At 73.4% G+C, this 25028-nt stretch carries 22 protein-coding genes; 3 read left to right on the top strand and 19 right to left on the bottom strand.

All coding sequences use genetic code 11. The features are described 5' to 3' along the window. Window positions 1-437: 437 nt before the first annotated feature. The 15 genes from ftsH to ruvC form a co-directional block, all read right to left on the bottom strand. Window positions 438-2354 (bottom strand): ATP-dependent zinc metalloprotease FtsH, encoded by a 1917-nt coding sequence (ftsH, locus tag ACQ5SO_RS04130; protein ID WP_430940311.1) that lies wholly within the window; start codon window positions 2352-2354, stop codon window positions 438-440. A 155-nt stretch (window positions 2355-2509) separates the two neighbouring features. Beyond that, the gene (gene tilS, locus ACQ5SO_RS04125; RefSeq protein ID WP_430940310.1) at window positions 2510-3859 is read right to left on the bottom strand and encodes a tRNA lysidine(34) synthetase TilS; all 1350 of its coding nucleotides are present in this window, start codon (window positions 3857-3859) and stop codon (window positions 2510-2512) included. A gap of 14 nt (window positions 3860-3873) precedes the next feature. After that, complete coding sequence (locus ACQ5SO_RS04120; protein ID WP_430940309.1) at window positions 3874-4632, bottom strand: tetratricopeptide repeat protein; 759 nt, start codon at window positions 4630-4632, stop codon at window positions 3874-3876. Continuing rightward, window positions 4632-5165: a peptidoglycan-associated lipoprotein Pal gene (gene pal, locus ACQ5SO_RS04115; protein ID WP_430940308.1), complete on the bottom strand. Its 534-nt coding sequence runs from the start codon at window positions 5163-5165 to the stop codon at window positions 4632-4634. The genes ACQ5SO_RS04120 and pal overlap by 1 nt, the downstream gene beginning before the upstream one ends. Window positions 5166-5293: 128 nt before the next feature. After that, complete coding sequence (gene tolB / locus ACQ5SO_RS04110; protein ID WP_430940338.1) at window positions 5294-6634, bottom strand: Tol-Pal system beta propeller repeat protein TolB; 1341 nt, start codon at window positions 6632-6634, stop codon at window positions 5294-5296. Between the two features lie 26 nt (window positions 6635-6660). Next, window positions 6661-8436, bottom strand: a complete 1776-nt coding sequence (locus ACQ5SO_RS04105) for a hypothetical protein (RefSeq protein WP_430940307.1) — start codon at window positions 8434-8436, stop codon at window positions 6661-6663. After that, window positions 8433-8906 (bottom strand): protein TolR, encoded by a 474-nt coding sequence (gene tolR, locus ACQ5SO_RS04100; RefSeq protein WP_430940306.1) that lies wholly within the window; start codon window positions 8904-8906, stop codon window positions 8433-8435. The genes ACQ5SO_RS04105 and tolR overlap by 4 nt, the downstream gene beginning before the upstream one ends. A 4-nt stretch (window positions 8907-8910) precedes the next feature. Further along, a complete protein-coding gene (tolQ, locus tag ACQ5SO_RS04095; RefSeq protein WP_430940305.1) occupies window positions 8911-9693 on the bottom strand; it encodes a protein TolQ in 783 nt (260 codons plus the stop codon). A gap of 175 nt (window positions 9694-9868) precedes the next feature. Beyond that, a complete protein-coding gene (locus ACQ5SO_RS04090) occupies window positions 9869-11656 on the bottom strand; it encodes an acyltransferase family protein (RefSeq protein ID WP_430940304.1) in 1788 nt (595 codons plus the stop codon). Between the two features lie 52 nt (window positions 11657-11708). Then, complete coding sequence (locus ACQ5SO_RS04085; RefSeq protein WP_430940303.1) at window positions 11709-11900, bottom strand: hypothetical protein; 192 nt, start codon at window positions 11898-11900, stop codon at window positions 11709-11711. A 97-nt stretch (window positions 11901-11997) separates the two neighbouring features. Continuing rightward, window positions 11998-12390 (bottom strand): tol-pal system-associated acyl-CoA thioesterase, encoded by a 393-nt coding sequence (gene ybgC, locus ACQ5SO_RS04080; RefSeq protein WP_430940302.1) that lies wholly within the window; start codon window positions 12388-12390, stop codon window positions 11998-12000. 73 nt (window positions 12391-12463) lie between these two features. Continuing rightward, entirely contained in the window at window positions 12464-14446 is a 1983-nt protein-coding gene (locus tag ACQ5SO_RS04075) for a hypothetical protein (protein WP_430940301.1), read from the bottom strand. A 4-nt stretch (window positions 14447-14450) separates the two neighbouring features. Next, entirely contained in the window at window positions 14451-15518 is a 1068-nt protein-coding gene (gene ruvB, locus ACQ5SO_RS04070; RefSeq protein ID WP_430940300.1) for a Holliday junction branch migration DNA helicase RuvB, read from the bottom strand. A 109-nt stretch (window positions 15519-15627) separates the two neighbouring features. Beyond that, entirely contained in the window at window positions 15628-16344 is a 717-nt protein-coding gene (gene ruvA, locus ACQ5SO_RS04065) for a Holliday junction branch migration protein RuvA (RefSeq protein ID WP_430940299.1), read from the bottom strand. Between the two features lie 93 nt (window positions 16345-16437). Further along, on the bottom strand, window positions 16438-16971 hold the full coding sequence (gene ruvC, locus ACQ5SO_RS04060; protein ID WP_430940298.1) for a crossover junction endodeoxyribonuclease RuvC: 534 nt from the start codon (window positions 16969-16971) through the stop codon (window positions 16438-16440). A 411-nt stretch (window positions 16972-17382) separates the two neighbouring features. On the opposite strand from ruvC, the gene ACQ5SO_RS04055 reads away from it, so the two are divergent. Continuing rightward, on the top strand, window positions 17383-17601 hold the full coding sequence (locus tag ACQ5SO_RS04055; protein WP_430940297.1) for a hypothetical protein: 219 nt from the start codon (window positions 17383-17385) through the stop codon (window positions 17599-17601). A 318-nt stretch (window positions 17602-17919) separates the two neighbouring features. Here ACQ5SO_RS04055 and ACQ5SO_RS04050 read toward each other — a convergent pair whose 3' ends face one another. From ACQ5SO_RS04050 to ACQ5SO_RS04040, 3 genes are all read right to left on the bottom strand, one after another. Continuing rightward, window positions 17920-18798 carry a 50S ribosomal protein L11 methyltransferase gene (locus ACQ5SO_RS04050; RefSeq protein ID WP_430940296.1) on the bottom strand — a complete coding sequence of 293 codons (879 nt, stop codon included), beginning with the start codon at window positions 18796-18798 and terminating at the stop codon, window positions 17920-17922. Window positions 18799-19271: 473 nt separating this feature from the next. Beyond that, window positions 19272-19931 (bottom strand): peptide-methionine (S)-S-oxide reductase MsrA, encoded by a 660-nt coding sequence (gene msrA / locus ACQ5SO_RS04045; protein WP_430940295.1) that lies wholly within the window; start codon window positions 19929-19931, stop codon window positions 19272-19274. Between the two features lie 118 nt (window positions 19932-20049). Further along, a complete protein-coding gene (locus ACQ5SO_RS04040) occupies window positions 20050-20571 on the bottom strand; it encodes a hypothetical protein (RefSeq protein WP_430940294.1) in 522 nt (173 codons plus the stop codon). Between the two features lie 146 nt (window positions 20572-20717). Between ACQ5SO_RS04040 and ACQ5SO_RS04035 the strand changes: the two genes are divergently transcribed. Further along, a complete protein-coding gene (locus ACQ5SO_RS04035) occupies window positions 20718-23153 on the top strand; it encodes an ATP-dependent helicase (protein ID WP_430940293.1) in 2436 nt (811 codons plus the stop codon). Window positions 23154-23382: 229 nt separating this feature from the next. After that, window positions 23383-23928: a peroxiredoxin gene (locus ACQ5SO_RS04030; RefSeq protein WP_430940292.1), complete on the top strand. Its 546-nt coding sequence runs from the start codon at window positions 23383-23385 to the stop codon at window positions 23926-23928. Between the two features lie 105 nt (window positions 23929-24033). Here ACQ5SO_RS04030 and ACQ5SO_RS04025 read toward each other — a convergent pair whose 3' ends face one another. Further along, a complete protein-coding gene (locus ACQ5SO_RS04025) occupies window positions 24034-24951 on the bottom strand; it encodes a LysR substrate-binding domain-containing protein (protein ID WP_430940291.1) in 918 nt (305 codons plus the stop codon). Window positions 24952-25028 lie beyond the last annotated feature (77 nt).

Below are 25028 nucleotides of genomic sequence, written 5' to 3'. Positions count from 1 at the left end.
ACGCCGCCACGCCGCCACGCCGCCACGCCGCCACGCCGCCACGCCGCCACGCCGCCACGCCGCCACGCCGCCACGCCGCCACGCCCTGACGTGAAGCCCGCTCGGCCCCCGGCGTCCAGCCCTTTACGCCTGCCCCGCGCCGACCGCGACCAGGCCCGGCCCCATAGCGCCCCCCTCTCCCCCGCGCCCTCCGTTCAGTTCCGAGCGCCGGCCGCCGCGTCCCCTCTCGCGGCGCCCTGCCCCTGCCCACCCCGCGCCCGCGCGCCCCGGGCGCGCGCGGCCTGGCGAACGGGGGGCTTGTCCCCCCTGAGGCGGGCCGCCCCGCCTGGCCCCCGCCGTCCCCCGGCGGCGCATCACTCCGAAGGCCCGCGCCCCCCGAAACGCGAAGCGCCCCGCCGGTCTCCCGGCGGGGCGCTTTTTCGTTCCGTCCCGGCGCGTCAGCCCTGCGGCTGCGGGTTCAGGTCCGGGCCCTCGTCGCCGCGGGGGCGCTTGCCCGCCTTGGGGATCGAGGCGAGGCCGCTCGGCCCCGAGTCCACCGACCCGCCGCCATCGTCCGACCGGTCCAGCCGCTCGCCGCGGATGACCTTGTGGATCTCCTCGCCGGTCAGGGTCTCGTACTCCAGCAGCCCCTGCGCCAGGCGCTCCAGCTCGTCCGCGTGGTCGGTGAGCAGCCGCTTGGCGGTCTCGTACCCCGTGTCCACGATCCGGCGCACCTCGGCGTCGATGATCATCTGCGTCTCGGGCGAGACGTTGGACGGGCCCTGCTGGGCGCCCAGGTAGCTTTCCTGCTGGTTGGCGTAGTCGATATTGCCCAGCTTCTCGGAGAAGCCGAAGCGGGTGACCATGGCCCGCGCGATGCGCGACACCTGCTGGATGTCCGAGGAGGCGCCGGAGGTGACGTTCTCGGCCCCGAAGATCAGCTCCTCGGCCACCTTGCCGCCCATCGCCATGGCGATCTGGCTCTCGTACTTGGTGCGGGTGACCGAGAGCTGGTCGCGCTCGGGCAGCGACAGCACCAGGCCCAGCGCGCGGCCGCGCGGGATGATCGTCGCCTTGTGGATCGGATCATGCTGCGGGACGTGCAGGCCGACGATGGCATGGCCGGCCTCGTGATAGGCGGTCAGCTTCTTCTCGTCCTCGGTCATGACCATGGAGCGACGCTCGGCGCCCATCATCACGCGGTCCTTGGCGGTCTCGAAATCGTCCATGGTGACCATGCGCTTGCCCAGGCGCGCGGCGGTCAGGGCCGCCTCGTTCACCAGGTTGGCGAGGTCGGCGCCCGAGAAGCCGGGGCAGCCGCGGGCGATGACGCGCAGGTCCACGTTCGGCGCCAGCGGCACCTTGCGGGCATGGACCGAGAGGATCTTCTCGCGCCCCGCGATGTCGGGGTTCGGCACGGTGATCTGGCGGTCGAAGCGGCCCGGGCGCAGCAGCGCGGGGTCGAGCACGTCGGGGCGGTTGGTCGCGGCGATCAGGATCACGCCCTCGTTCGCCTCGAAGCCGTCCATCTCGACCAGCAGCTGGTTGAGGGTCTGCTCGCGCTCGTCATTGCCGCCGCCGAAGCCGGCGCCGCGGTGGCGGCCCACCGCGTCGATCTCGTCGATGAAGACGATGCAGGGCGCGTTCTTCTTGGCCTGCTCGAACATGTCGCGCACGCGGGACGCGCCGACGCCGACGAACATCTCGACGAAGTCGGAGCCGGAGATGGTGAAGAACGGAACCCCGGCCTCGCCCGCGATGGCGCGCGCCAGAAGGGTCTTGCCGGTGCCCGGGGGGCCGACCAGCAGCGCGCCCTTGGGGATCTTGCCGCCGAGGCGGGAATATTTCTGCGGGTCCTTCAGGAACTCGACGATCTCCTCGAGCTCCTCCTTCGCCTCGTCGATGCCGGCGACGTCGTCGAAGGTCACCTTGCCCGCGCGCTCGGTCAGCAGCTTGGCCTTGGACTTGCCGAAGCCCATGGCGCCGCGGCCGCCGCCCTGCATGCGGTTGAGGACGAAGAACCAGATGCCGATCAGGATGATCATCGGCAGCCAGAACGAGAGGGTGGACAGCAGGCCCGAGCTCTCCTGCGGCTCGACCTGGATCTCCACGTTCTTGGCGCGCAGGTCGTCGAGGATGTCGGCGCCCTGCGGCTGGATCGTCTGGAAATCGGCGCCCGAGACCATCTGGCCGCTCACGCGCTCTCCGTCGATCGTCACGCGGGTGACCTGGTTGTTCTCGACCCGCGTCAGGAAGTCGGAAAAGGTGATCCGGCTCGCCGACGCGTTCGACCCGCTCTCCTGGAACACGCTGAACAGCGCGACGAGGAGCAGGATCACGACGGCCCAGAAGGCGAGGTTCTTGGCGTTGCCCAAAGGTATCTCCACAGACACGAGGCGTCGGACGGACGCGGCGCGCGGGGGTGTCGCGCGACTCGCGTCCAAGGGGTTCCGCCCAACATAGGGTCGGGGGGCCGGGTTTCAACGCGGCTTTCACCGGCGCATCATCCGCGAAGGGCCCTTAGGGGGCGTTACTTCGTCCCACGATCATCATGAAGGACCGGCCCCGGCGCCGGGTCAGGATACGCCGCATGGGGGCAGCGGAGCAACGCGCCTGCGCGCATCAGCGCCGGGGCGGCGGCGCGGGCGGCGCGCGGCAGGGCCGCCCAGGCGGCGGGCGGGGTCCAGGCGCCATCCGCCCGGGCGCGCTTCAGGGCCGAGAGGCCCGCCGCCCCCAGCGCCCCCAAAACGCACCCCTCGGGCGGATTTTCCACCCGCCAGCGGCCGTCCCAGGCGGCGCCCGGGCGGGCCGGGACCGGGGGCGGCAGGGCGGCGGGCTCGCGGTGGATCAGCGCCGCCCCGCCGGCGGCCGAGGTCAGCGTGCCGGCCAGCGCGCGGGCGGGCATCGCCCCCTCCCCCGCCGCCTCCAGCGCATCGGCCAGCGGACCGAGCGCGCGGGCCCGCGGGCGCGCGCCCCCTGCGACGCGATGCAGCGCCCCGGCGAGGACCCGCAGCCGGATGTCGCGCGGCGCCGTCCGCCAGGCGGACAGATCGAGCCGCAGCGCCCCCGCCCCGGCGTCTTCGAGCGCCGCTGCGCTCAGCGCCTCCGCCTGCGCCTCGAGCGCCGCGCGCTGCCCGCGCAGCCGGTCCGCCGTCGCCGCCAGCCCCGCGGCGTCGATCCCCAGCGGCGCAAGGGCGGCGAGCGCGGCGCGGGCGCGGGGGCGGTCGTGGGAGAGGTCGTCGTTGGTCGGGTCCTCGACCCAGCCGAGCCCGTGGCGGCGGCACAGCGCCCGCAGCCCCTCGCGCGAGGCCCCGAGCGCGGGGCGCAGCAGCGGCAGCCCGGCCTCGGTCCGCGCGCTCTCGGCCATGGCCGAGAGCCCGTCCACCCCCGCCCCGCGGGCGAGGCGCAGCAGCAGCGTTTCGGCCTGGTCGTCCCGCGTGTGGCCCAGCAGCACCGCGGCGCAGCGCCCCGCCGCCCAGTCGGCCAGCAGGCGGCGGCGCGCATCGCGGGCGGCGGCGGCGAGGTTGCCCGCGGGCGCGCCGTCATGCTCCCAGGCCAGGATGTCGTGGGGAATGCCGAGCCCCGCGCAGACCGCCCCGGCATGGGCGGCCTCGGCGGCGCTTTCCGGGCGCAGGCGGTGGTCGATGGTGACGGCGTGCAGCGCCCTGCCCCGCGCCGCGGCCCAGTCCCGGGCGGCGAGGGTCAGCCCGAGGCTGTCGGACCCGCCGGAAAGGGCGACGCCCAGCGCGCCGTCAGGGGCCAGCCGGTCCAGCGCCGCGTGGATCGTCGCCTGCGCCGCGGCGGCGGCCGCGGCGTCCCCGGGGCGGTCCGGCCCCGGGGCGCGCCATGTCGGGGGCGGCGTGGGCGACGCGGCGGTCATCCCGCCCCGCCCGCTCAGCCGTCGCAGCCGAGGCGCGTCGCCTCCGCCGCCGCCCGCGCCAGCGCCTCGGCCGCGTTGGGGTGGCGGCGCGGCGCCTCGGACAGGGTCAGGCAGGCCTCGCCGACCTGGCCGAGCTTCTCGAGCGAGAGGGCGAGGCCGATCAGGCTCTCGGGCGCGCGCGCATTGCCCGGATGCTCGGTGATGTTGCCCAGGTAGACCTGCGCCGCGCGGCGGAAGTCATTGGTCAGGAACAGCGACTCGCCGATCCAGTGCTGCGCCTGGCCGGACAGCGGGCTGTCGGGATAGGCGCGGCGGAAAGCCTCGAGCTCGGCCCGCCCGCCCGCGGGATCGCCGGTCTGGATCATCCGCACCGCGGCGTCGAACTCGGTCTGCTCGGACACCGCCACCACCGGCGCGGTGGAGCCGGTGGCCTGCGCGGCCGTGGCGCCGGTCGACAGATCGCCCAGCGGCGCCGGGTCGCCGAGGATCGAGGGGTCGAGCCCCTGCTGCTCCAGCATCTGCGATTCCAGCGCGCCGATCCGCATCCCGCCGTCGCGGGCGACGCGGTCCAGCCGGTGCTCGAGCTGCTCCAGCCGCCCGTTCAGGCGCCGGATCTCTTCCTCGAGCTGCTGGATCCGCACCACCGCCTCGGAGCCCGCCGCCTGCTGGGCGTGGGCGGGGGCGACGAGCGCGGGGGAGACGGCCAGCGCCAGCAGGGCGGCGCGCGCCCGGGACAGGCCCCGGGCGCGCGCGCTGATCGAAAGGGCGGTCATCAGGACACCGGGCCCGGGCCGGCCATCACGGTCACGGCGCGGCGGTTCTGGGACCAGCAGGCGTCGGCCGAGCACAGCGCCTCGGGGCGTTCCTTGCCGAAGGTGACCGAGCGCAGGCGGGACGGGTCCACGCCCTCGGCCACCAGGAAGTTGCGCGCGGCGGCGGCGCGGCGGGCGCCGAGCGCGAGGTTGTACTCGCGCGTGCCGCGCTCATCCGCGTGGCCCTCGACGATGGCCGAGCGGGCCGGGTTGGCCATCAGCCACTGCGCCTGGGCGCGCAGGGTCGCCTGCGCCTCGGGCGACAGCGAGGAGCTGTCGGTGGCGAACAGGACGCGGTCGCCGATCTCGGTCTCGAAATACTCGATCGAGGTCGGGTCGAGCGCGCCCGCGGCGGCGTTGGCGCCGTTCGCGCCGGCGCCGGCCCCGAGGTTGGACAGCGCGGCGGCCTCCTCCTCGGTGGTGTTCGAACAGGCCGCCAGGCCCAGCGCCAGCAGGGCGGCGAGGGCGGCGCGGGAAAGGGAGATGCTGCTCATGTCTGTCTCCTCGGGGCCGGTCCGCGGGATCGCGGGCGGCCGGGGTTCTTGCCTTGAAAACGCGCCCCTTCCTCCGCCGCCCCGAACGCGGGGGGGGCGCGCGGCGGGGCGCGGGCCTCGCGCGGCTCTTACGGCCGCGGCGGGGACCAGGAGGGGTCGGAGGCCGCGGCGGGCGTGTCGACCCGCTTGAGCACCCGCCCGGTGGCATCGACGCGCCACAGCGCCGGGGCCCCGTTCGGGCCCGGCGTTTCACGGAAGAACATCAGGGCGCGCCCGTTGGGCGCCCAGGTCGGAGCCTCGTCGAGGAACGAGGCGGTAAGAAGGCGCTCCCCGGTCCCGTCGGTGGACATCACGCCCACGTGGAAGCGCCCGCCGAGCTGCTTGGTGAAGGCGATCAGGTCGCCGCGCGGGGACCAGACCGGGGTGCCGTAGCGCCCGTCGCCGAAGCTGATGCGCCGCCCCACGCCGCCGCCCGCGGGCATGACGTAAAGCTGCTGCGACCCGCCGGCGTCGGATTCGTAGACGATCCAGCGCCCGTCGGGGGAATAGGAGGGGGCGGTCTCGATCCCCGGCCCGGCCGAGAGGCGGCGCAGGCGGCGGTCCGAGAGGCGCATCTCGTAGAGGTCGGTGTTCCCGCCCTCGGTCAGCGACAGCGCGACGCGCGCGCCGTCGGGCGAGAAGCGCGGCGCGAAGGACATGTTGCCGAAGGTCCCCAGCGCCTCGTGCTGGCCGGTGGCGATGTCCATGATCCAGACCCGCGGCACGCCGCCCTGGTAGCTCAGGTACACCAGGCTGCGGCCGTCGGGCGAATAGCGGGGCGTCAGCACCAGGTCCTGCGGGCCGGTCAGGTAGCGCACGTTGGCGCCGTCCTGGTCCATCACCGCGATGCGCTTGACGCGGCGGCCCTTGGGGCCGGTCTCGTCCACGAAGGCGACCTGGGTGTCGAACCAGCCCGGCTCTCCGGTCAGCGCCAGGTGGATGGCGTCGGCGATCTTGTGGCCCACGCGGCGCGCGTCGGCGGGGGCGGCGCGCAGGCCGACGCCCGACCCGCTCTCGCGCCCCGACACCACGTCCCAGAGCTTGAAGCGCGTCTCCAGCCGCCCGTCGGGGGTCAGCGAGGCCTGCCCGACGCCGAGCGCGTCGGCGTTGATCACGCGCCAGTTCTCGAAGGCCGGGACGGCGGCGACGCCGGCGGGGGCCGACAGGTAGGCCTGCTGGTCGATCACCCGGAACAGGCCCGCGCTTTCGAGGTCGGCCTTGACCACGCCGCGGATCTCCTCGGCCAGCGCCTGCGCCTCGGGCGTGGCGGCGAAGGCGGGAAGGGCGATGGGCATGGGTTCGACCACGCCCTGGGTGATCTCGATGCGCAGCGGGCCGGGGGCCGCGTCCTGCGCCAGCGCGGGGGCGGCGGGCGCGGCGAGGGCGGCGGCGAGGACGAGGGCGGCGGCGGCGCGGCGGGCGAAGCCGATGCGGGGGGTCGCGGCGGAGGAGGGGGTCACATCGACACTCCGGATCCGGGGTTGAAGGTCACCTCGATCTCGCGCCAGCGGCCGTATTTCCCGGCCGGAAGGTTGAAGGGCTGCGCTTTCTTGAGCGCATCCCGCGCCGCCTTGGCGGCGATGCCGACGGCCGGGCCGGTGGCGGAGGAGGAAATCATCTCGGGCTCGCCCACGATGCGCCCCGCCTGGTCGAGGCGGATGCGCATGGTGACGACGAGGTCGCGGTAATTGGGCAGGCGCTCGAGCATGGAGGTGTTCCACCGCTTCGAGATGGCGGATTTGAGGCCGCCGATCTCGCCCGAGGTCAGCGGCGCGCCCACGGGCACGTCGGCGGCGCCGGCGTTCGCGGCATCGGTCCCCTCGGCGGCCTCCTTCGCGGCGGCGGCGGCGGCCTTCTGTTCGGCTGCCTTGGCGGCGGCGGCCTCGGCGGCTTTCCGCTCGGCCTCCTTCGCGGCGGCGGCCTCGGCGGCTTTCCGCTCGGCCTCCTTCGCGGCGGCGGCCTCGGCGGCCTTCCGCTCGGCCTCCTTCGCGGCGGCGGCCTCGGCGGCCTTCTGCTCGGCTTCCTTCGCGGCGGCGGCCTCGGCGGCCTTCTGCTCGGCCTCCTTCGCGGCGGCGGCTTCGGCGGCCTGGCGCTCGGCCTCTTCCGCCGCCTCGGCCTCGGCGGCGAGGCGCGCGGCCTCGGCCGCGTCCACGCGCTCCGTCGGACGCGCCACCGGCAGGCGCGCGGTGACCGGCGCCTCGGGGTCCGAGGCGATGTCGTCGGACTTCCCGGCCTCGCTGTCCTGCTCGGGGCGGTCGGCCTCGGTGATCTTCTCCTCCGACGCGGCCTCGGGGGCGGCGGCCTGGGCCTCCTCCGGCGCGGCGGCGTCGGGCGCGGCCTCGGGGTCGGGCGTCGCGCCCTCCACCGCCTCGTCGGCGCGGGCGAGCGTGTCGGATTCGGGGGCCGCGTCGGGCGCCTGCCTGTCCGGCGGCGGCGGCGGCGGGGCGGCGTCGGAATTGGTGCTGATCCCCAGCGAGGACGCGCCGCGGCGCATCCCCCCCAGCGACCCGCCGCCCGGCGAGGCGGGCGAGCGCAGCCCGGGCGAGGACATGCCCATCGAGGGCGCGGCCAGCCCCGGCCCCGCGGCCCCCAGCGACGGCGCGGCGGGGGCGAGGTCCGAGACCTCGGCCCGCTTCACGCGCGTGCGCACGATGCCGGTGAGGACGGCGGAAAGGTCCGGGAACTGCTCCTGGTCCGTGACGTCGCCATAGATGAACTCGGTCGTCGCCTCGGGGGCGACGTCGGCGGCGGCGGACATCGGGGTGTCGTCGAAGGTCGGCATCGGCGCGGCCATCGCCGCGACTTCGGCCACCGGCGCCTGGGGCGCCCGCGACAGCTTGGCGTCGAATTCGGCGGCCGAGATCAGCTCGACCTCCTGCATCTGCTCCACCGGCTCCGGCGGGCCCTGGAAGATGGCCGTGCCGAACAGCGCGAGGCCGATCAGCGCGCCGTGCACGGCGCCCGAGGCGAGCAGCCCGCCGCCGAGCGGTTCCGCCCCGCGCCGCCCGGTGATCGGCGGCAGCAGCGAGTCCCAGCCCCCGGGGGGCGGCGGCGGAATGTGGTCGGCCGGGTCCCAGTCCCCGCCCGCGGCGCGCGCGGCGACGACGTGGCTGGGCAGCACGGCGGCCTCGGACGCATTGGCGACGGGCGCGGGGCCGGCCGCGCCCGCGCCGAGGCCCGCCCCGGCGGTCGTCGCGCTCTCCGTCCTCGACTTGCGCCCGCCCCGGCTCACTGCGTGTCCTCCTCCGCGCCGCCCGCTCCCGCGGGATCGGTGACCAGGCCGATGGACCGGAAGCCCCCGGCGTTGAGCTGGCCCATGATCTCCATGACCCGCCCGTACTCGATGCCGCGATCGGCGCGCAGGAAGATCTTGTCATCCGCGCGTTCGGCGACCATGGCCTGCAATGTGGGGATCAAAGCCTCGGGCGCCACCTCCGCGGTCTGCACGAAGATGCGCCCGTCGAGCGCGAGCTGCAGCGACAGCGGCTCTTCCTCGGACTGCGGCAGCGGGTTGGCGTCGGTCTCCGGCAGCTCCAGCGGCACGCCGACGGTCAGCAGCGGGGCTGCGACCATGAAGATGATGAGCAGCACCAGCATCACGTCCACGAAGGGGGTGACGTTGATCTCGGACATGGCGCGGCGCCCGCGGCCCGAGCGTCGCCCGCCCCGTCCGCCGCTGCGCTTGATCAGGGGGCCGGACATGGGGTCAGCCCCGCTCGCGTTCGAGCTGGCGCGACAGGATGGCGCCGAATTCGTCGGCGAAGTTCTCCATCCGCGCGGTCAGCCGGTCGGCGTCGCCGGACAGGCGGTTGTAGAAGATCACGGCCGGGATGGCGGCGAGCAGGCCCAGCGCGGTGGCCAGCAGCGCCTCGGCGATGCCAGGGGCCACGACGGCGAGGTTGGTCGACTGCTGCGTCGCGATGTTCTCGAAGCTGTTCTTGATGCCCCAGACGGTGCCGAACAGGCCCACGAAGGGCGTGATGGACCCCACGGTGGCGAGGAAGCCGAGCCGCTCTTCCAGCGCTTCGGATTCGCGCGCCACGGCGACGGCCATGAACCGCTCGATCCGCGCGCCGGCGCCGGGGACGACGCCGCCCGGCCCCGCGGACTGGGACTTGCGCCATTCGTCCATCCCGGCGCGGAAGATGCGCGCGAGGGCCGAGCCGGGTTCGGCCCCGAGGCTCTCGTCCAGCTCGTCCAGCGGGCGGCCGGACCAGAACGCCTCCTCGAAGCCGCGGGCGGCGCGCAGCGTCTTGCGGAAGGCGATGAACTTGGTGACGACGATGGTCCAGGACCAGAACGAGGCGGCGATCAGCAGGACCATGACCAGCTGCACGGTCGGCGTCGCGCGCAGGAACAGGGCCTGGAGCGAGAAGTCGATCTCGGCCCCCGGCGGGGTTGCGGCGGCTGCGCCGCCGGCGGCGCCGATCGCGAGGACCGCGCCTGCAAGCATCGCGGCGCCCGCGATTCGGAAGTGTCCGGATTTCATGTCGACTGCCCTCACCGCCCATACACGCGCCGCGGGGCTGTCCCGCCCCGTCGGCCCAGCATCGAAACGAATCATGCGCCGCCCGCGCGGACGGCCCTGTTTCGAAGCGTTAATAACACCTCGGCAGCATAACGCACCCGGAACGGTTTCAACAGGTCGGGATGCGAGGTCGCGCTCAGGACGCCCCGCCGCCGCCGGCCTGCAACCGAAGGGCGTCGACCAGCCCCTCGCCCAGCATCGGGGCGAGCATGAGCGCCCCGTGCCGCGTCAGGTGGTTGGTGTCGCGGTAGATCGGCGTCGCGCCGTCGAAGGCGGGGCAGTCAAGCGGCCCGCACAGCGCCTCGGCCGGGTCGAGCGCGACGACGCCGCCGCCGCCGGGCGCCTGCGCCTCCAGCGCCTTCAGCGCCGCGCGCATGGCGGCGCCCCGCGCGGCATGGGCGGCGCGCGCGACGCCGCCGGGCGGCTCGCGCCCCCATTCGAAGGCCCGCGCGGCGACCGAGGCCACCCGGTGCGGCGGCTCCGGCGGCTGCAGCAGCACCAGGGGGACCGCGCCGGCCGCCCGCACCGCGCCGACCGCCGCGGCCAGGGCGTCCGCGAAGGGCGGCGGCGCCCCGACGAGGGAGGGACCGACCGGGTGCAGCGGCCGCGTCCCCGCCAGCGACGCATCCCCGCCCGGGAAGCTGGCCGCGACATGGTCCCAGCGCCCCGCCAGCAGCACCGCGCGCGGGCGCAGCCGGGCGACCAGCGCCTCCATGTCCCGGTTGAACGCCAGGCAGGGGCGGCGCAGCCCGTTCGCGGCCCAGGCCACCCCTGGCAGCGGCGCGCAACCGTTCGCGCTGAGCACGTAGCCCGACAGCCCCCGCGCCGCGGCCGCCCGCTCCAGCCCGGGCACGAGCGCCCCGGCATGGCTGTCGCCCCACACGATGAAATCGGGCCGGTCGCCCGGCGCGCCCAGCGCGCAGCTCACGAAGGCCGCGCGGACCCCGAAAGCGGCGCGCACGCATGTCCCCGGCGCCTCGGGCGCGGCCGCCGCGCCCGGCGCCCGGCCCTCGGACAGCGCGAGGGCGCCGTCGCTCCACCGGGACGGAAAGCCGTCGGTGCGCGCAAGCCCCATCCCGAGGACGAACAGCGTCGCCAGCACGCCCCCGCCGACCAGCAGCGTGCGGCGCGGGCTTCCCCAGCGCGCCCGCCGCAGCGGCCGCTCCACCAGGACCAGCGTCAGCGTCGCCAGCAGCCCCGACAGCGCCAGCGCGCCCAGCGCCCAGCCCGTCCCGTAATCCTGCATCGCCCAGGTGCGGGCATAGGCCAGCACCGGCCAGTGCCACAGGTACAGCGCGTAGGACACGAGCCCGACCAGCACCAGCGGCCGGAGCGCCAGCAGCCGGCCGCCCACCGTGTCGGGACCCGCCGCGATCACCAGCGCCGCGCCGAGGCAGGGCGCGAGCGCGATCACGCCCGGGAAGCGCATCCCCTCGTCCAGCAGCGCCACGGAGCCGAGGATCAGCGCCAGCCCGGCGATCGACGCCGCCTGCCTGCGCCGCCCCGCCAGCGCGGCGTCGACGGCGCCGGGCGGGGCCCAGGCCAGCATCATGCCCAGCCCCAGCTCCCAGAACCGCGTCGGCAGCAGGTAGAAGGCCGAGCGCGGAAAGGTCCAGGTCGCCGCCACGCAGCCGAGGAACGAGAGCGCGCACAGCCCCGCCGCCAGCCGCCAGGCCCGCTTCCCCGGGCGGCGCGCCATGAATGCCAGCAGCGCGGGCGCGACGAGGTAGAACTGCTCCTCCACCCCCAGCGACCACAGGTGCAGCAGCGGCGCCGCGTCCGCCGGCGCGGTGAAGTAGTCCAGCGACTTCATGAACCAGATGTTGGCCGCGAAACCGGCGGCCCAGGCCGCGGACCGGCCGAGCGGCGGCAGGTGTCCGGGCAGGTAGAAGACCAGCGCGGCGGCCAGCGTGGCGATCACCACCAGCGCCAGCGCCGGCAGCAGCCGCCGGGCCCGGCGGACATAGAAGCCGATATTAGGAGAAGGCCCCGCCCTCTAGCTCGCGCTTGATGATCGAGGAGATCAGGAAGCCCGAGATGACGACGAACACGTCCACCCCGACGAAACCGCCCGGCGCCCATCCGGGCATGGCGTGGAACAGCAGGACGGGCAGCACGGCGATGGCCCGCAGGCCGTCGATGTCGGGACGGTAGGCAATGGCGATCATCAGGGCGCAATCACGTTGGCGGCAGAGAATGGACGGAGAATGGGCGGAGCCTAGGCGGCCCCGCCCGCCTTCGCCATCGGGCGCAGGGGCGGCGCGCTCAGCGCATCCGGCCGAGCGCGGCGGCGGCCGCGTCCGGGATCCGCCGCGGCCCGCCGCCCTCTCCCATGCAGGCGATCAGCACCGCGGCGCGGAACAGGGGCTTTGCGCCCCTCAGAACCTCCTGGCGCAGGGTGGCCGAGGCGCGCTTGAGGGTCTCGGTGGTGGTCGTCACCTCGAGCAGGTCCTCGTAGCGGGCGGGGGCGAGCCAGTCGCATTCCATGGAGCGCACGACGAAGACGAGGCCGTCCTCGCGCATGGCGTTCTGGTCGATCCCCGCCTCGCGCAGGGCGTCGGAGCGGGCGCGCTCGATGAACTTGAGGTAGTTGGCGTGGTAGACGATCCCCGCCATGTCGGTGTCCTCGTAGAACACGCGGGTGGTGAAGCGGTGCATGGGGGCCCTCCGGCTGGGTCTGCCCGCCCGACCTGCCACGGGGCGGGGGCGGGCGTCCAGCGGGGCGGAGGGTTCAATCGGATTTGACGATGCCCGAGAAGCCCGCGACGGCGAGGAGCGACAGCGCCCAGCCCGCGGCGATGTGGAGCCAGAGGTAGGTGCGGGCCCACCAGCCGATGCTGTTGTACCACCTCTCGCCGTTCTTGCGCTCGTCCGGGATCCAGTGGGTCTGCATCTCGAGGTCGACGAGCGGGAACAGGGTGTCGACGGAGTAGACGAGGGCGTTGAAGCGCGGCCAGGAGGCGGCTTCGGGTTGCTTGGTGAAACAGTCGAGCTGGGATTGGCCCGGCAGGGCGCGGCCGGACAGCGCGGTCCCGTCATCACGTATCACGGCGCCGCCGAGCGGCGCCGCGCAGGCGACCCATTCGGGCGCGCGCAGCACGAAGGGGGAATTGGGTTTGATCGCGTCCTGTTCGGCGGCGATGAAGAACCCGAGGTCGCCGAGCGCAACGGCGACGAAAAGGTAGCGGAACGCGCGCAGCGACTTGTGCCCGAAGCGCACGGTTCGATCCAGGAGCGCCGTCCAGATGCCGAACGGGATCGTCGTCAGCCAGCCCAGGGGGCTGGCGCGCAGGCGCGAGTCGTGGCGCGCGGTGCGCAGGCGGCGCTCCTTGGCGATGAGAATGCGGCGCGCGTATTCGGGATGCCCGCTGTCCCGGAACACCTTGGCCAATTGCTCGAACGGGCCCGGGTGAAAGTCGGGCCCGGGGCGGGCGGTCGCGCAACCGTCCAGCCATTCAAGCCGGAAGACGGGCCGGAAGCTCCCGTCATCGCATCGTATCGTTCCGTAAGAACAGTCCACGAGCTGGAACCTGCACCAGCAGTCCCGTTCATCCTCGATCGCGCCGAAACTCGCGCCGGTGAAATTCACCACGCCTTTCGCGGAAAACCCGCTGCGCATGCAGACCGCCCCGTCGACACGGGCGCTGGAGAGGTCGAGGGCGGTCCGCCCGTCTCCATCGAAATCACCGCCGTAGCACTCGAGGTTCCCGTTGATCTCGGCGCCGATGAAGCGAACCGAGCCCACGGCGGAGAAGCGCTTGGCCCGCCCGGCGGCGCCCTCTTCGCCGTCTTCCGGCGGCGCGGCCCGCCCGAGGCAAACGGTGCCGGTGATCCGTCCGCGATCCGCGCTGAGGGCGAATTCGCCCTTGCCGTCGAGGCGCGCGCCATTGCAGTTGAGCGTGCCCCCGACCTGGGCCCCGATCAGGCGCACCTCGCCGTGCGCTTCAAAGCCCTCGCGCAGCGACACGTCGCCGGCGATGCAGGCCCGGTCGAGCTGAAGCGCGCGCGGCCCGCCCTCGGCCCCGCGGTCATGCCCGATCATCGTCGCGCCGTCGCAGTCGAGAGAACCGCCGACCTGTGCGCCGGGCAGCCGCACGGACCCTGACGCGTGAAAATCCTCGGACATCGCGATGCCGCCGCCCAGGGTGATCCCGTCGGCCTCCAGCGCCGCGCCGCCGCGGCCGTCGAATTCGGCGCCGGAGCAGTTCAGGGACCCCTTGATGTCCGCGCGCAGCAGCCTGACCGGCGCAGCGAAGACATGCGCGTCGATCAGGAACAGGCTTCCCGAGCACCTGAGCCGGTCGGCCGCGAAGCCCGGCATCGTCGATCCGTGAAAAAACAGCGAGCGGCAGGATGCCCCGCGCAGGTTGGGCGGCGCATCGAAGCTGCAGCTGACAAACCCGAGATCCCCGGAAAGCTCGGCGCCTTCCAGGTCCAGCGCCCCCTCGATGCGGGCGCCCGCGATGCGCAGTCCGCGCTTGGGAAGGGGGGCGCGCGGATCCTTCCGCAGCAGAAGGTGAAGCAGAACCTCGGCCCGCAGGGTGTCGTCGGGGCCCTGCGCGCCCGGCGGATGATCGCTGATCAGGATGACGCCCTGATGATCGACCTCGGCGCCGTCCCTCTGGCCGCGCAGGCGCTTGATCAGGCGAACCTCGGCCGGCAGGAGCGGATCGAAACGCGCTTGATCAGGCGCCTTCAGTCTGTCCCACCGCATCCTGTCACCCCTCGTCGAACAGCCCGCCCTGCTCCGGCGCCTGCGGCGCGGCCAACCCCAGGTGCAGCCACGCCTTCCGCGCCAGCATTCGGCCCCGCGGCGTGCGTTGAATCAAGCCCTGTTGAAGAAGAAACGGCTCGATGACTTCTTCAATGGCGTCGCGGGACTCGGAGAGGGCGGCGGCCATCGTCTCCACCCCCACCGGGCCGCCGCCGAAATTCTCGGCCACCATCGACAAATACCTGCGGTCGGCGCCGTCGAGGCCAAGATCATCCACCCCCAGCCGCGTCAGCGCCCGGTCGGCGATGGCGCGGGTGACGCGGCCGTCGCCCTCGACCACCGCGAAATCCACCACCCGGCGCAACAGGCGCCCGGCGATGCGCGGGGTGCCGCGGGCGCGGCGGGCGATCTCCTCCGCCCCGCCGGGATCGGAGGGGGCGCCCAGCATCTTCGCGCCGCGGGTGACGATGCTGGTCAGCTCCTCGACCGTGTAGAATTCCAGCCGCGTGGGGATGCCGAAGCGGTCGCGCAGCGGCGTGGTCAGCAGGCCGAGCCGCGTGGTGGCCCCGATCAGCGTGAAGGGCTGCAGGTCGATCCGCACCGTGCGCGCGGCGGGGCCCTCGCCGATCACGAGATCCAGCGCGAAATCCTCCATCGCGGGATAGAGGACCTCTTCCACCACCGGCGACATGCGGTGGATCTCGTCGATGAAGAGCACGTCGCGGGCGTCGAGATTGGTCAGGATCGCGGCGAGGTCCCCGGCCTTGGCCAGCACGGGCCCCGAGGTCATGCGGAAGTTCACCCCCAGCTCGCGCGCCACGATCTGCCCGAGGGTGGTTTTCCCGAGGCCGGGGGGGCCGTGGAACAGGGTGTGGTCCATCGCCTCGCCCCGCCGCCGGGCGGATTCGATGAAGACGCGCAGGTTGGCGCGGGCCTCGGCCTGGCCGGTGAAATCGTCGAGCGCCTGGGGCCGCAGGGCGCGGTCCTGGTCGCCGGGCTGTTCGTCCCGGTCCACGAGGCGGGCATCGCCTTCCGGGGGGCTGTCGAACGGGTCGTCGAACGGGTCGGTCATGGGCGGATCCGGGGATGGGCGGCCGGGCGCGGGGCGGGCGCGGCGGCGTCAGGGTCGCCGGGGGCGCGGCGGAAGGCAAGGCGCGGCGGGCGGGCCGCGGCGGCGCGGATCATCCCGCGGGGGCCAGCAGGCGCAGGGCGGCGCGGATCAGGGCGGCGGCGTCGGCGCCCTCCTCGGCCTCGGCGGCGCGGGCCACGGCCTCGGCCGCATCCCCGGGCGCATAGCCGAGATTGCCGAGGGCCGAGAGCGCGTCGGCCTGCGCGGCGGCGGAGGCGGCGCGGGCCGCGGCGGCGGCGTCGTCCTTCGGCGCCTTGGCGCGGCGGGGTTTCGGCGCCGGGGCCTCCTCCGCCGCATCGCCATCATCCAGAACCTCGGCCAGCCCCTCGCCCGCCTGGCGCGCGGCGGCGGCGCCCATGGCCATGACGGACGGGGCCTTGTCCTTCAGCTCGTTCACCACCCGCGCGGCGATCTTCGGGCCGACGCCCGGCGCGCGCTTGATGGAGGCCGCGTCGCCAAGGGTGATCGCGCGCGAGACCCCCTCCGGCCCCAGCACCCCGAGGATGGCCAGCGCGGCCTTGGCGCCCACCCCCTGGATCGAGGTCAGCAGCCGCCACCACTCCTTCTCCATCAAGGTCGGGAAGCCATAGAGCTGCATCAGGTCCTCGCGCACCACCAGCTCGGTATAAAGCGCCGCGCGCTCGCCGGGCCGCGGCAGGGCGCCGAGGGTGCGCGGCGAGCAGTGGACGACATAGCCCACCCCCGCCGCCTCGATCAGCGCGTGGTCGTCGGCCACGTAATCCAGCCGCCCGGAGATCTTCCCGATCATGCTCGTCCCCTTCGACGTGCCGCGCGGGCCCGGGTGCGGGCCGCGCCGTCCTTCCCTGCGCCGCGGCGGCGCCGCGGCGGCGCGCGCCGCCCCTCAGCGCCGCTCGGCCGCCGCCACCGCGGCGTCGAGCCGCCCGCCGAACCGCGCCTGGTGCGCGTGGCACAGCGCGATGGCCAGCGCGTCGGCGGCGTCCGGCCCGGCGATCTCCACCCCCGGCAGCATCATGCGCACCATGTGGTCCACCTGCGCCTTCTGGGCATGGCCGACGCCGACCACCGCCTTCTTCACCGCGTTGGGCGCGTATTCCGCCACCGGCAGCCCGGCCCGCGCCGGGACCAGCAGCGCCATCGCCCGCGCCTGCCCCAGCTTCAGCGTGCCCGCCGCGTCCTTGTTGACGAAGGTATGCTCCACCGCCGCCTGGTCGGGGGCGTGGCGGGCCACCACCTCGGTCAGCCCGTCGAACAGGCTCAGCAGCCGTGCGGCCAGGTCCGCGCCGCTCGAGGCGCAGACGCCGTTGGCGACGTGGCGGATCTTCGGGCCGCGCACATCGACCACGCCCCAGCCGGTGCGGCGCAGGCCGGGGTCCAATCCGATCACGCGGAAACTGTCTGGGGTCGTCCGGGTCATGATGACATGGCTAACACGCGCCGAGTCGGCACGAAAGGGGAACGTCGCGCGCCCGAAACGGCCCGGCGGTGCGAATCCGACTCGTCCCCGCCGGGGGGCGAGTCGCCCCGCCCAGTCCCTGAATCGCCCGCAAAGCGCCGAAACCGGCCCGCGGGCCCGGGAATTATCATTAAAATCTGTTGCGCCCGGCCGTCGAAAATCGATGACCGGTACGAAAAACGACACGCCGCAATGCATGCGCGACGCGCAGCCCCCGACATGCAGGGCGTGCAAGCCAGCCATGCATTCGGCTCCATTGTGCGCCCAGAAAACAGGCAGTAGATGCCCGCTCAGACGCCAGTTGTTGGCGCTCCCGATGACACCCAACACCCTTCCCTTCGTGGTCAAACCACTCGCTGCGGAGACTTCGCCATGACCGTCGCCACCTCCACCTACGCCCCGTTCGGCGCCGAAACCGTCCTCAAGCTCGTGAACGGCGTCGAGCGCGTTCTGCGCCTTGCCGGCCGCGTGTATCGCGGCCGCAACGCCCGCAAGGCGGCGCGCGCGCAGCTCAAGGCGATGAGCGTGAACATGCTCGACGATCTCGGCCTGGCCGGCCGCGCGCTGGACCGCCGCGTCCTCGGCGCCTGACGCCTTCCGGGCGGCGACGCGCGGCGCGCAGGAGGCTTTCCCCCGCGCGCCCGTCCCGTCCGACCCGCGCCGCTGCAGAGTTCGCAGCCGGCGCGCCCGTCCGGCCCGGGTCCCTGCCCCAAGGGTCCCCGGGCCGGACGCCTGGCCCTCCTTCCCATTTGCGAATGGGGGCCGCACGCCTCTCGGTCCCGCTTGCAGGTGCGGGTCGGGGACGGGACGCAAGCGCCCGAAGGCATGAAAAAGCCGGGCCCCCATGTCGGGGACCCGGCTTTTCTGTTGGCCGCGCAAGGCGAGGGGCCGCGACGCCCCCGCCCCCGCTCAGACCAGCGGCGGCTTGCGCAGCACCAGCGTGGTCCAGTCGCCCAGCACGATCCGCTCGGACCGCACGAAACCATTGGACAGGTAGCAGCTTTCCACCCAGGTCGCCTGCGGGTTCAGGATCCCCGACAGCACCGCGTGCCCGCCGGGGGCGATGTGGGCGAACATGTCCTTGGCCAGCCCGCGCAGGGGCCGCGCGAGGATGTTGGCGAACACCAGGTCGAACGGCGCGGCCTCGCGGATCAGCGGCGAGCGGAAGCCGACCGACAGCCCGGTGCGCACCCAGGGCGACAGCCCGTTGTGCTTGACGTTGGCGCGCGCGGTGCGCACCGCCACCGGGTCGATGTCGGTGGCGACGCAGGGCACGCGCAGCGCCTTGGCCGCGCCCATCGCCAGAACCCCGGTGCCGCAGCCGATATCGGCCACCCGCCGCGGGGCCCAGCCCTGGCGGATCAGCCCGTCCAGCGCCAGCAGGCAGCCGCGGGTGGTGCCGTGATGCCCGGTGCCGAAGGCCATCGCCGCCTCGATCTCGAGGCTCAGCTTCTGGCTGTCCACCCCGTCGCGGTCATGGGCGCCATGCACCACGAAGCGCCCCGCCTCGACCGGCGTCAGCTCGCGCCGCACCTGGGCGACCCAGTCGCGATCCTCCAGCTTGCTGACCGCGAAGGCCTTCGCGCCGTGCATGGCCGCGAGGATGTCGAGCTGCACCTCGTCCGGCTTCTCGCCGTAATAGCCGCCGACCTCCCACAGGCCGCTGCCATCCTCGATCTCCAGCACCGCGAGGGCGTGGGGCGCGATCGCGAGCTCCTCCATCGCTTCGCCGAGCGCATAGGCGGGTTTCTCGCCGGGGATGGTGGTCAGGGCGGTCCAGGTGGTCATGGCAGGGCCTTTCGGGGGCGTGTTCCGGGTGCGGAAGGCGGACCCTTGGGCGGTACTCCGCCCCGCGCGCGGGGTCAAGCGGAGGGGGCCGGGGGGCCCGGCCGCCGCACGCCGCATCCCCGGGGGATTTCAACAAGCGCAGCCTTCTTTTCGCCGCCGCCCTGTCCGCGGCGCCTGCCCTCGCCTACGCCGCCGTCACCGTGTCGATCCACGAAGCCGGCCCGGACGTCGTGATCGCCTGTTCCCGGTCGCTGATCCGGCCGACCATGGGCGAGACGCCCGTCCGTCAGCGCATCTCCGTCGTCGCCCCCACCTCGGACGCGCCGCTTCCCGCCGCCGCCCCGCTGCTGTTGTTGGGCCTTGGCGGACTCGCCGGACTGCGCGGGAAGGACCAAGGCCGAGGGCCAGGGCCCGGACATGCGAAGGGGGAGAGCCGCGGCCCTCCCCCGTCTGCACTTCGCCGGTCCCGCAGGTCAGAGCGCGTGCGGCCCCCCGACGCCCACCGGGCAGGACACGCCGGTCCCGCCCAGCCCGCAATAGCCGCCGGGATTCTTGGCGAGATACTGCTGGTGGTACTCCTCGGCATAGAAGAACTCGGGCGCTTCCATCACCTCGGTGGTGATGCTGGGGAAGCCCGCGGCGCGCAGGCGCCCCTCGTAGTCTTCCTTCGCGTGAAGCGCCGCGGCGCGCTGCGCCTCGGTGGTGGTGTAGACGCCCGAGCGGTACTGGGTGCCGACGTCCGCGCCCTGGCGCATGCCCTGGGTGGGGTCGTGGCCCTCGAAGAACACCTGCAGAAGCTCGCCGAAGCTGACCATCTCGGGGTCGTAGACCACCAGCACCACCTCGTTATGGCCGGTCATGCCGGTGCAGACCTCCTTGTAGGTGGGGTTCTTCGTGATCCCGCCGGTATAGCCCACGGCGGTGACCCAGACGCCGGGGGTCTCCCAGAACTTGCGCTCGGCGCCCCAGAAACAGCCCATGCCGAACACCGCCGCCTCGGCGCCGTCGGGGTACGGGCCCCGCAGCGTGCGGCCGTTGACGAAATGCGTCCGGGCGGTGGGAATCGGGTCGTCGCGCCCGGGGAGCGCGTCTTCGGCCGTGGGCATCTTGGGGTCGCGGCGTAGCCAGAACATGGGGGTCCTCCTTTGCCCCGGACCAATTAGGCCGGATGCGCGGGGCGGCAAGACTTTCGGAGGAGGCGGCGAAACCGGCGCGCCGCACCGGGGTACGAAAGCGCGGCCCGGGCCCGGATCAGAGGTATTCGCGCCGCCATTCGGGCCATTCCTCGTCCAGGAACCGGCGCAGCCGCCGCTTGCGCCGCAGCCGCCGGACCTGCGCCGCGACGAGGCCGAGCGGGAACAGCTCCACCCCCGCCGCGGTGGCGAGGCGCCGCCCCGCCATCTCCATCCCCAGCGCGGTGGTCGCGAGGCCCGAGTCGGGGTCGCGGAAGGCCTGCGCCTCGCCCCGCCCGCCGCGCGACTCGCCGCCGACCCACAGGTAGGCGGCCCCGGGCCCGCCATCGGGCATGGCGACCTTGCAGAAGGTCAGCACCTTGCCGGCGTTGGCGCAGGTCAGCTCGGCCGGGCGGTCATAGGGGGTCAGGGCCGCCTGCTGCACCAGCAGGTCCGCCCCCGACGGCAGCCCCAGCAGCCAGGCCGCCGCCGCCATCCCCAGCAGGAACAGGCCGAGGCGCCGCAAGGTGTTCGAGTACGGAACCGCGGCCTCTTCGGCCATGCGGTCGTAATGATCGTCGGCCTTGCTGCTGAAAAACATCGGGAACGCCCCTGGATACGCGTCGAATACTGCACCGGACCGTAGCCGCGCCGCCCGCGACCCACCAGCGTCGAAGCGCCGCCGCGCGCAGAACGAAAGCCGAACAGCCCTTCCCCTTCCGCCCCCCCGGCGCTATTTTGCCCGCCATGACCCATGGCGCGCCCAACGACCCGTATGACGACCTCGACGCCTTCGAAGCGTGGGATGACCGGAGCCTGTCGCAACGCGCGATGGCCGCCGCCCCGACGCCGTGGCTCGAGGGGCTCAACACCCCGCAGCGCGAGGCGGCGGAGACGCTGGACGGCCCCGTCCTGGTCCTTGCGGGCGCCGGCACCGGCAAGACCCGGGCGCTGACCTGCCGCATCGCGCAGATCCTCGCCTCGGGCCGCGCCAAGCCGTGGCAGGTGCTCGCCGTCACCTTCACCAACAAGGCGGCGCGGGAGATGAAGGGACGGCTCGGCCAGCTCATCGGCCCCTCGGTCGAGGGGATGAGCTGGATGGGCACGTTCCACTCGCTCTGCGTCAAGATCCTGCGGCGGCACGCGGAGCTTGCGGGGCTGGAGAACGGCTTCACCATCCTGGATACGGATGACCAGCTGCGCCTGATCAAGCAGTTGCTGGAGGCGGAGCGGATCGACCACAAGCGCTGGCCGCCGCGGCAGCTGGCGAACCTGATCGACCGCTGGAAGAACCGCGCCTGGACGCCCGCGCATGTGCCCGCGGAAGAAGCCTCGGCCTTCAACCGCCGGGGCGTGGAGCTGTACGACGCCTACCAGCAGCGGCTGCGCACGCTCAACGCCGTCGATTTCGGCGACCTGCTGCTGCATGTCGTGGAGATCTTCCGCAACAACCCCGACGTGCTGGAAACCTGGCGCGACCGCTTCCGCTATATCCTCGTCGACGAATACCAGGACACCAACGTCGCCCAGTACCTGTGGCTGCGGCTGCTGGCCGGGCAGCGCGCCAATATCTGCTGCGTCGGCGATGACGACCAGTCGATCTATGGCTGGCGCGGCGCGGAGGTCGGCAACATCCTGCGCTTCGAGAAGGACTTCCCCGGCGCCAAGGTGGTGCGGCTGGAGCAGAACTACCGCTCCACCCCCCATATCCTCGCCGCCGCCTCCTCGGTGATCCATGCCAACGAGAACCGCCTCGGCAAGACCCTGTGGACCGAGGAGGAGGCCGGGGAGAAGGTCCGCCTGATCGGCCACTGGGACGGCGAGGAAGAGGCCCGCTGGATCGGCGAGGAGATCGAGGCGCTGGAGAAGGGCACCCGCGGCCTCGACCCGGTGAACCCCGACCACATGGCGATCCTGGTGCGCGCGTCCTTCCAGATGCGCGCCTTCGAGGACCGGTTCCTGACCATCGGCATGCCCTATCGCGTCATCGGCGGCCCGCGCTTCTATGAGCGCAAGGAGATCCGGGACGCCATGGCCTATTTCCGCTGCGTGACCAACCCGGGCGACGGGATGGCGTTCGAGCGGATCGTGAACACCCCCAAGCGGGGCGTGGGCGACAAGGCGCAGTCGACCATCAACGAGTTCAGCCGCGCGAACGAGATCGGCCCCCTCGACGCCACCGCCACCCTGCTGGCCGACGGCGCCTTCAAGGGCAAGGCGGCGAAGTCGCTGGAAGACCTGCTGGCCATGCTCGCCCGCTGGCGTGCGCGGCTGGAAGCGGGGGAGAACCATGTCGAACTCGCCGAGGCGATCCTGGACGAGAGCGGCTATACCGACATGTGGAAGGCCGACAAGTCCCCCGACGCGCCGGGGCGGCTCGAGAACCTCAAGGAGCTGGTGAAGGCCCTGGAGGGGTTCGAGAACCTCGAGGGCTTCCTCGAACATGTCTCCCTGGTGATGGAGAACGAGCAGGAGGACGGCCAGCCCAAGGTCTCGATCATGACGCTGCACGCGGCCAAGGGGCTGGAGTTTCCTTGCGTGTTCCTGCCGGGCTGGGAGGACGGTCTGTTCCCCTCCCAGCGGAGCATGGATGAAAGCGGCCTCGCGGGCCTCGAGGAAGAGCGGCGGCTGGCCTATGTGGGCATCACCCGGGCCGAGAAGCTGTGCACGATCAGTTTCGCGGCCAACCGGGCGATCCACGGGCGCTGGCAATCCGCCCTGCCCTCGCGCTTCATCGACGAGCTGCCGGAGGCGCATGTGGAGGTGTTGACGCCCCCCGGCCTTTACGGCGGCAATTACGGCGCCGCCGGGCATGGCGCGCAGCGCAGCGGCGGGAGCGGCGGCTTCGGCGGCAATTTCGGCGGGGGCGGGAATTTCGGCGGCGGATCGCGGCTGGAGGAGGCGGCGACGCGCTCCGACGCCTACAACTCGCCGGGCTGGAAGCGGATGCAGGCCAATGCCGGGCGCCGCGGGATGCGCGCCCCGACCGAGGCGCGCAACCTGGTGATCGACGCCGAGGCGGTCTGCCCCTTCAACGTCGGCGACCGGGTGTTCCACCAGAAATTCGGCTACGGCACGGTGGAATACGCCGAGGGCGACAAGGTGACGGTGGCGTTCGAGAAGGCGGGCGAGAAGCGCGTCGTGGCGCGGTTCCTGAGCGCGCCGGACGACATCCCGTTCTGATCGGCGCCGGGCGCGGGTTGATTTCATCTCGCTTTCGTTGCAGCGCAATACTGATATGCAACCTGCGCAAACCGTTGCAGGACCATAATTAACCCTGCGAAAGTCCTGTTATTTCGCCGCACCGCATTGAAAAACGGGTGCGCCGCGGCATAGATTGGAGTCATTCCAGATTTCCCGACTCGGCCGCCCCCTCCCCGGGCCGCCGCGTCCCTATCCCGAGGATGATCCGATGCTGAACCGCCGCGTTCCCGACGTCACCTTCCGCACCCGCGTCCGCGACGAGGCCGTCGGCGGCCCGAACCCCTACAAGTGGGAAGACAAGACCACCGCCGACTATTTCGCCGGCAAGCGCGTGGTGATCTTCTCGCTCCCGGGCGCCTTCACCCCCACCTGCTCGACCTTCCAGCTCCCCGATTTCGAGAAGCTGTACCCCGAGTTCCAGGCCCAGGGCATCGACGCCATCTACTGCGTGTCCGTGAACGACGCCTTCGTGATGAACGCCTGGGGCAAGTCCCAGGGCATCCAGAACATCGGCCTGATCCCCGACGGCTCGGGCGAATTCACCCGCAAGATGGGCATGCTGGTCGCCAAGGATAACCTCGGCTTCGGCATGCGCTCCTGGCGCTACGGCGCCGTGGTCAATGACGGCGTGGTCGAGATGTGGTTCGAAGAGCCGGGCTACGCCGACAACTGCGGCGACGACCCCTATGGCGAATCCTCGCCCCAGAACATCCTCGAGGCCCTGAAGGCCGCGAAGGCTGAGAAAGCCGCCTGATATACGGGCGCAGTCGTCCGAAGCGATGACGCGGCGGCCGCGAAGGGACACCTTCGCGGCCGTTTCGCGTTTGCGGGGGGCGGGGAATGTCCGGGGGACCGGGGGTCAGGCGCCGAACGCCTCGACCAGCCAGTCCATCGCCGCCTGCACCCGCCGCGGCGGCGGGGCCGCGGCGGCCCGCGCCCCAGCCGTTCCGGGCCGCATCAGCCACAGCGCGGCGCCGAAGCGGCTCGGGGCCGCTTCCCAGCCCGGCAGCAGGTCCACGAGGCGCCCGGCCGCGAGGTCCTCCTCCACCAGCCAGTCGGCGAGGGCGGCGGGGCCCAGCCCCTCCACCGCCGCCCGGCGCAAGGCGGCGGCGGAGCTGAGCGCCAGCGGGCCGGAGACCGGGATCCGCCGGATCGCCTCGCCGGGGCGGCGCAGGCTCCAGGCGTCGCGCAGCCCGGCCATGGCATAGAGGAGGCAATCGACGCCGCGCAGCGCCTCGGGCCCGTCCACGGCGCGCCCCGCGGCCCAGGCGGGCGCGGCGCAGACCAGGTGCCGCACCGGGCGCAGGCGGGTGGCGGGGCCCTCCGGCTCCGGCCCCAGCCGCAAGGCCAGGTCCATCCCCGCGGCGGCCAGGTCCAGCGGCGCGTCGGTCAGCGACAGCTCCACCGACAGGCCCGGATGCCGCGCCCGCAGCGCGCCCAGCCGCGGCGCCAGCGCCCATTCCCCGAAGGCGGTCGAGGCGGTGATCCGCACAACGCCCGCGACGCCGCCCGCGCCCCGCCCCTGCCCCGCGATCTCGGCCCGCGCGGCGTCGAGCGCATCGAGCGCCGCCTCCGCGCCCTCCAGCAGCCGCGCGCCCTCGGCGGTCAGCGACATCGACCGCGTGGTCCGGTGCAAGAGCCGCGCGCCCGCCGCCCGCTCCAGCCCCGCGATGCGGCGCGAGAGGGTCGAGGCCTCCATCCCCAGTTCCGCCGCCGCCGCCGCGATGCCGCCGCGGCGGGCGACCACGGCGAAGCGGCGCAGGTCCTCCAGCTCCATTGCTGCGCCCCTCGCATGAATTCCGTGCCATACCTGCCATTTGTCAGGGGCGCGCGGCGGGCTACAAGTCCTTCCGA

It is taken from the genome of Rhodovulum sp. DZ06, assembly GCF_050586345.1.
Taxonomy (GTDB): domain Bacteria; phylum Pseudomonadota; class Alphaproteobacteria; order Rhodobacterales; family Rhodobacteraceae; genus JBOCEF01.
This window is presented reverse-complemented; position numbering and strand designations above follow the sequence as displayed.

Bases quoted from the DNA above. Each gene is read 5' to 3' on its own strand.
- tilS (WP_430940310.1), bottom strand. From the start codon at position 3,859: ATGACCGCCGCGTCGCCCACGCCGCCCCCGACATGGCGCGCCCCGGGG.
- ACQ5SO_RS04120 (WP_430940309.1), bottom strand. From the start codon at position 4,632: ATGACCGCCCTTTCGATCAGCGCGCGCGCCCGGGGCCTGTCCCGGGCG.
- pal (WP_430940308.1), bottom strand. From the start codon at position 5,165: ATGAGCAGCATCTCCCTTTCCCGCGCCGCCCTCGCCGCCCTGCTGGCG.
- tolR (WP_430940306.1), bottom strand. From the start codon at position 8,906: ATGTCCGGCCCCCTGATCAAGCGCAGCGGCGGACGGGGCGGGCGACGC.
- tolQ (WP_430940305.1), bottom strand. From the start codon at position 9,693: ATGAAATCCGGACACTTCCGAATCGCGGGCGCCGCGATGCTTGCAGGC.
- ACQ5SO_RS04085 (WP_430940303.1), bottom strand. From the start codon at position 11,900: ATGATCGCCATTGCCTACCGTCCCGACATCGACGGCCTGCGGGCCATC.
- ybgC (WP_430940302.1), bottom strand. From the start codon at position 12,390: ATGCACCGCTTCACCACCCGCGTGTTCTACGAGGACACCGACATGGCG.
- ACQ5SO_RS04075 (WP_430940301.1), bottom strand. From the start codon at position 14,446: ATGCGGTGGGACAGACTGAAGGCGCCTGATCAAGCGCGTTTCGATCCG.
- ruvB (WP_430940300.1), bottom strand. From the start codon at position 15,518: ATGACCGACCCGTTCGACGACCCGTTCGACAGCCCCCCGGAAGGCGAT.
- ruvA (WP_430940299.1), bottom strand. From the start codon at position 16,344: ATGATCGGGAAGATCTCCGGGCGGCTGGATTACGTGGCCGACGACCAC.
- ruvC (WP_430940298.1), bottom strand. From the start codon at position 16,971: ATGACCCGGACGACCCCAGACAGTTTCCGCGTGATCGGATTGGACCCC.
- ACQ5SO_RS04055 (WP_430940297.1), top strand. From the start codon at position 17,383: ATGACCGTCGCCACCTCCACCTACGCCCCGTTCGGCGCCGAAACCGTC.
- ACQ5SO_RS04050 (WP_430940296.1), bottom strand. From the start codon at position 18,798: ATGACCACCTGGACCGCCCTGACCACCATCCCCGGCGAGAAACCCGCC.
- msrA (WP_430940295.1), bottom strand. From the start codon at position 19,931: ATGTTCTGGCTACGCCGCGACCCCAAGATGCCCACGGCCGAAGACGCG.
- ACQ5SO_RS04040 (WP_430940294.1), bottom strand. From the start codon at position 20,571: ATGTTTTTCAGCAGCAAGGCCGACGATCATTACGACCGCATGGCCGAA.
- ACQ5SO_RS04035 (WP_430940293.1), top strand. From the start codon at position 20,718: ATGACCCATGGCGCGCCCAACGACCCGTATGACGACCTCGACGCCTTC.
- ACQ5SO_RS04030 (WP_430940292.1), top strand. From the start codon at position 23,383: ATGCTGAACCGCCGCGTTCCCGACGTCACCTTCCGCACCCGCGTCCGC.
- ACQ5SO_RS04025 (WP_430940291.1), bottom strand. From the start codon at position 24,951: ATGGAGCTGGAGGACCTGCGCCGCTTCGCCGTGGTCGCCCGCCGCGGC.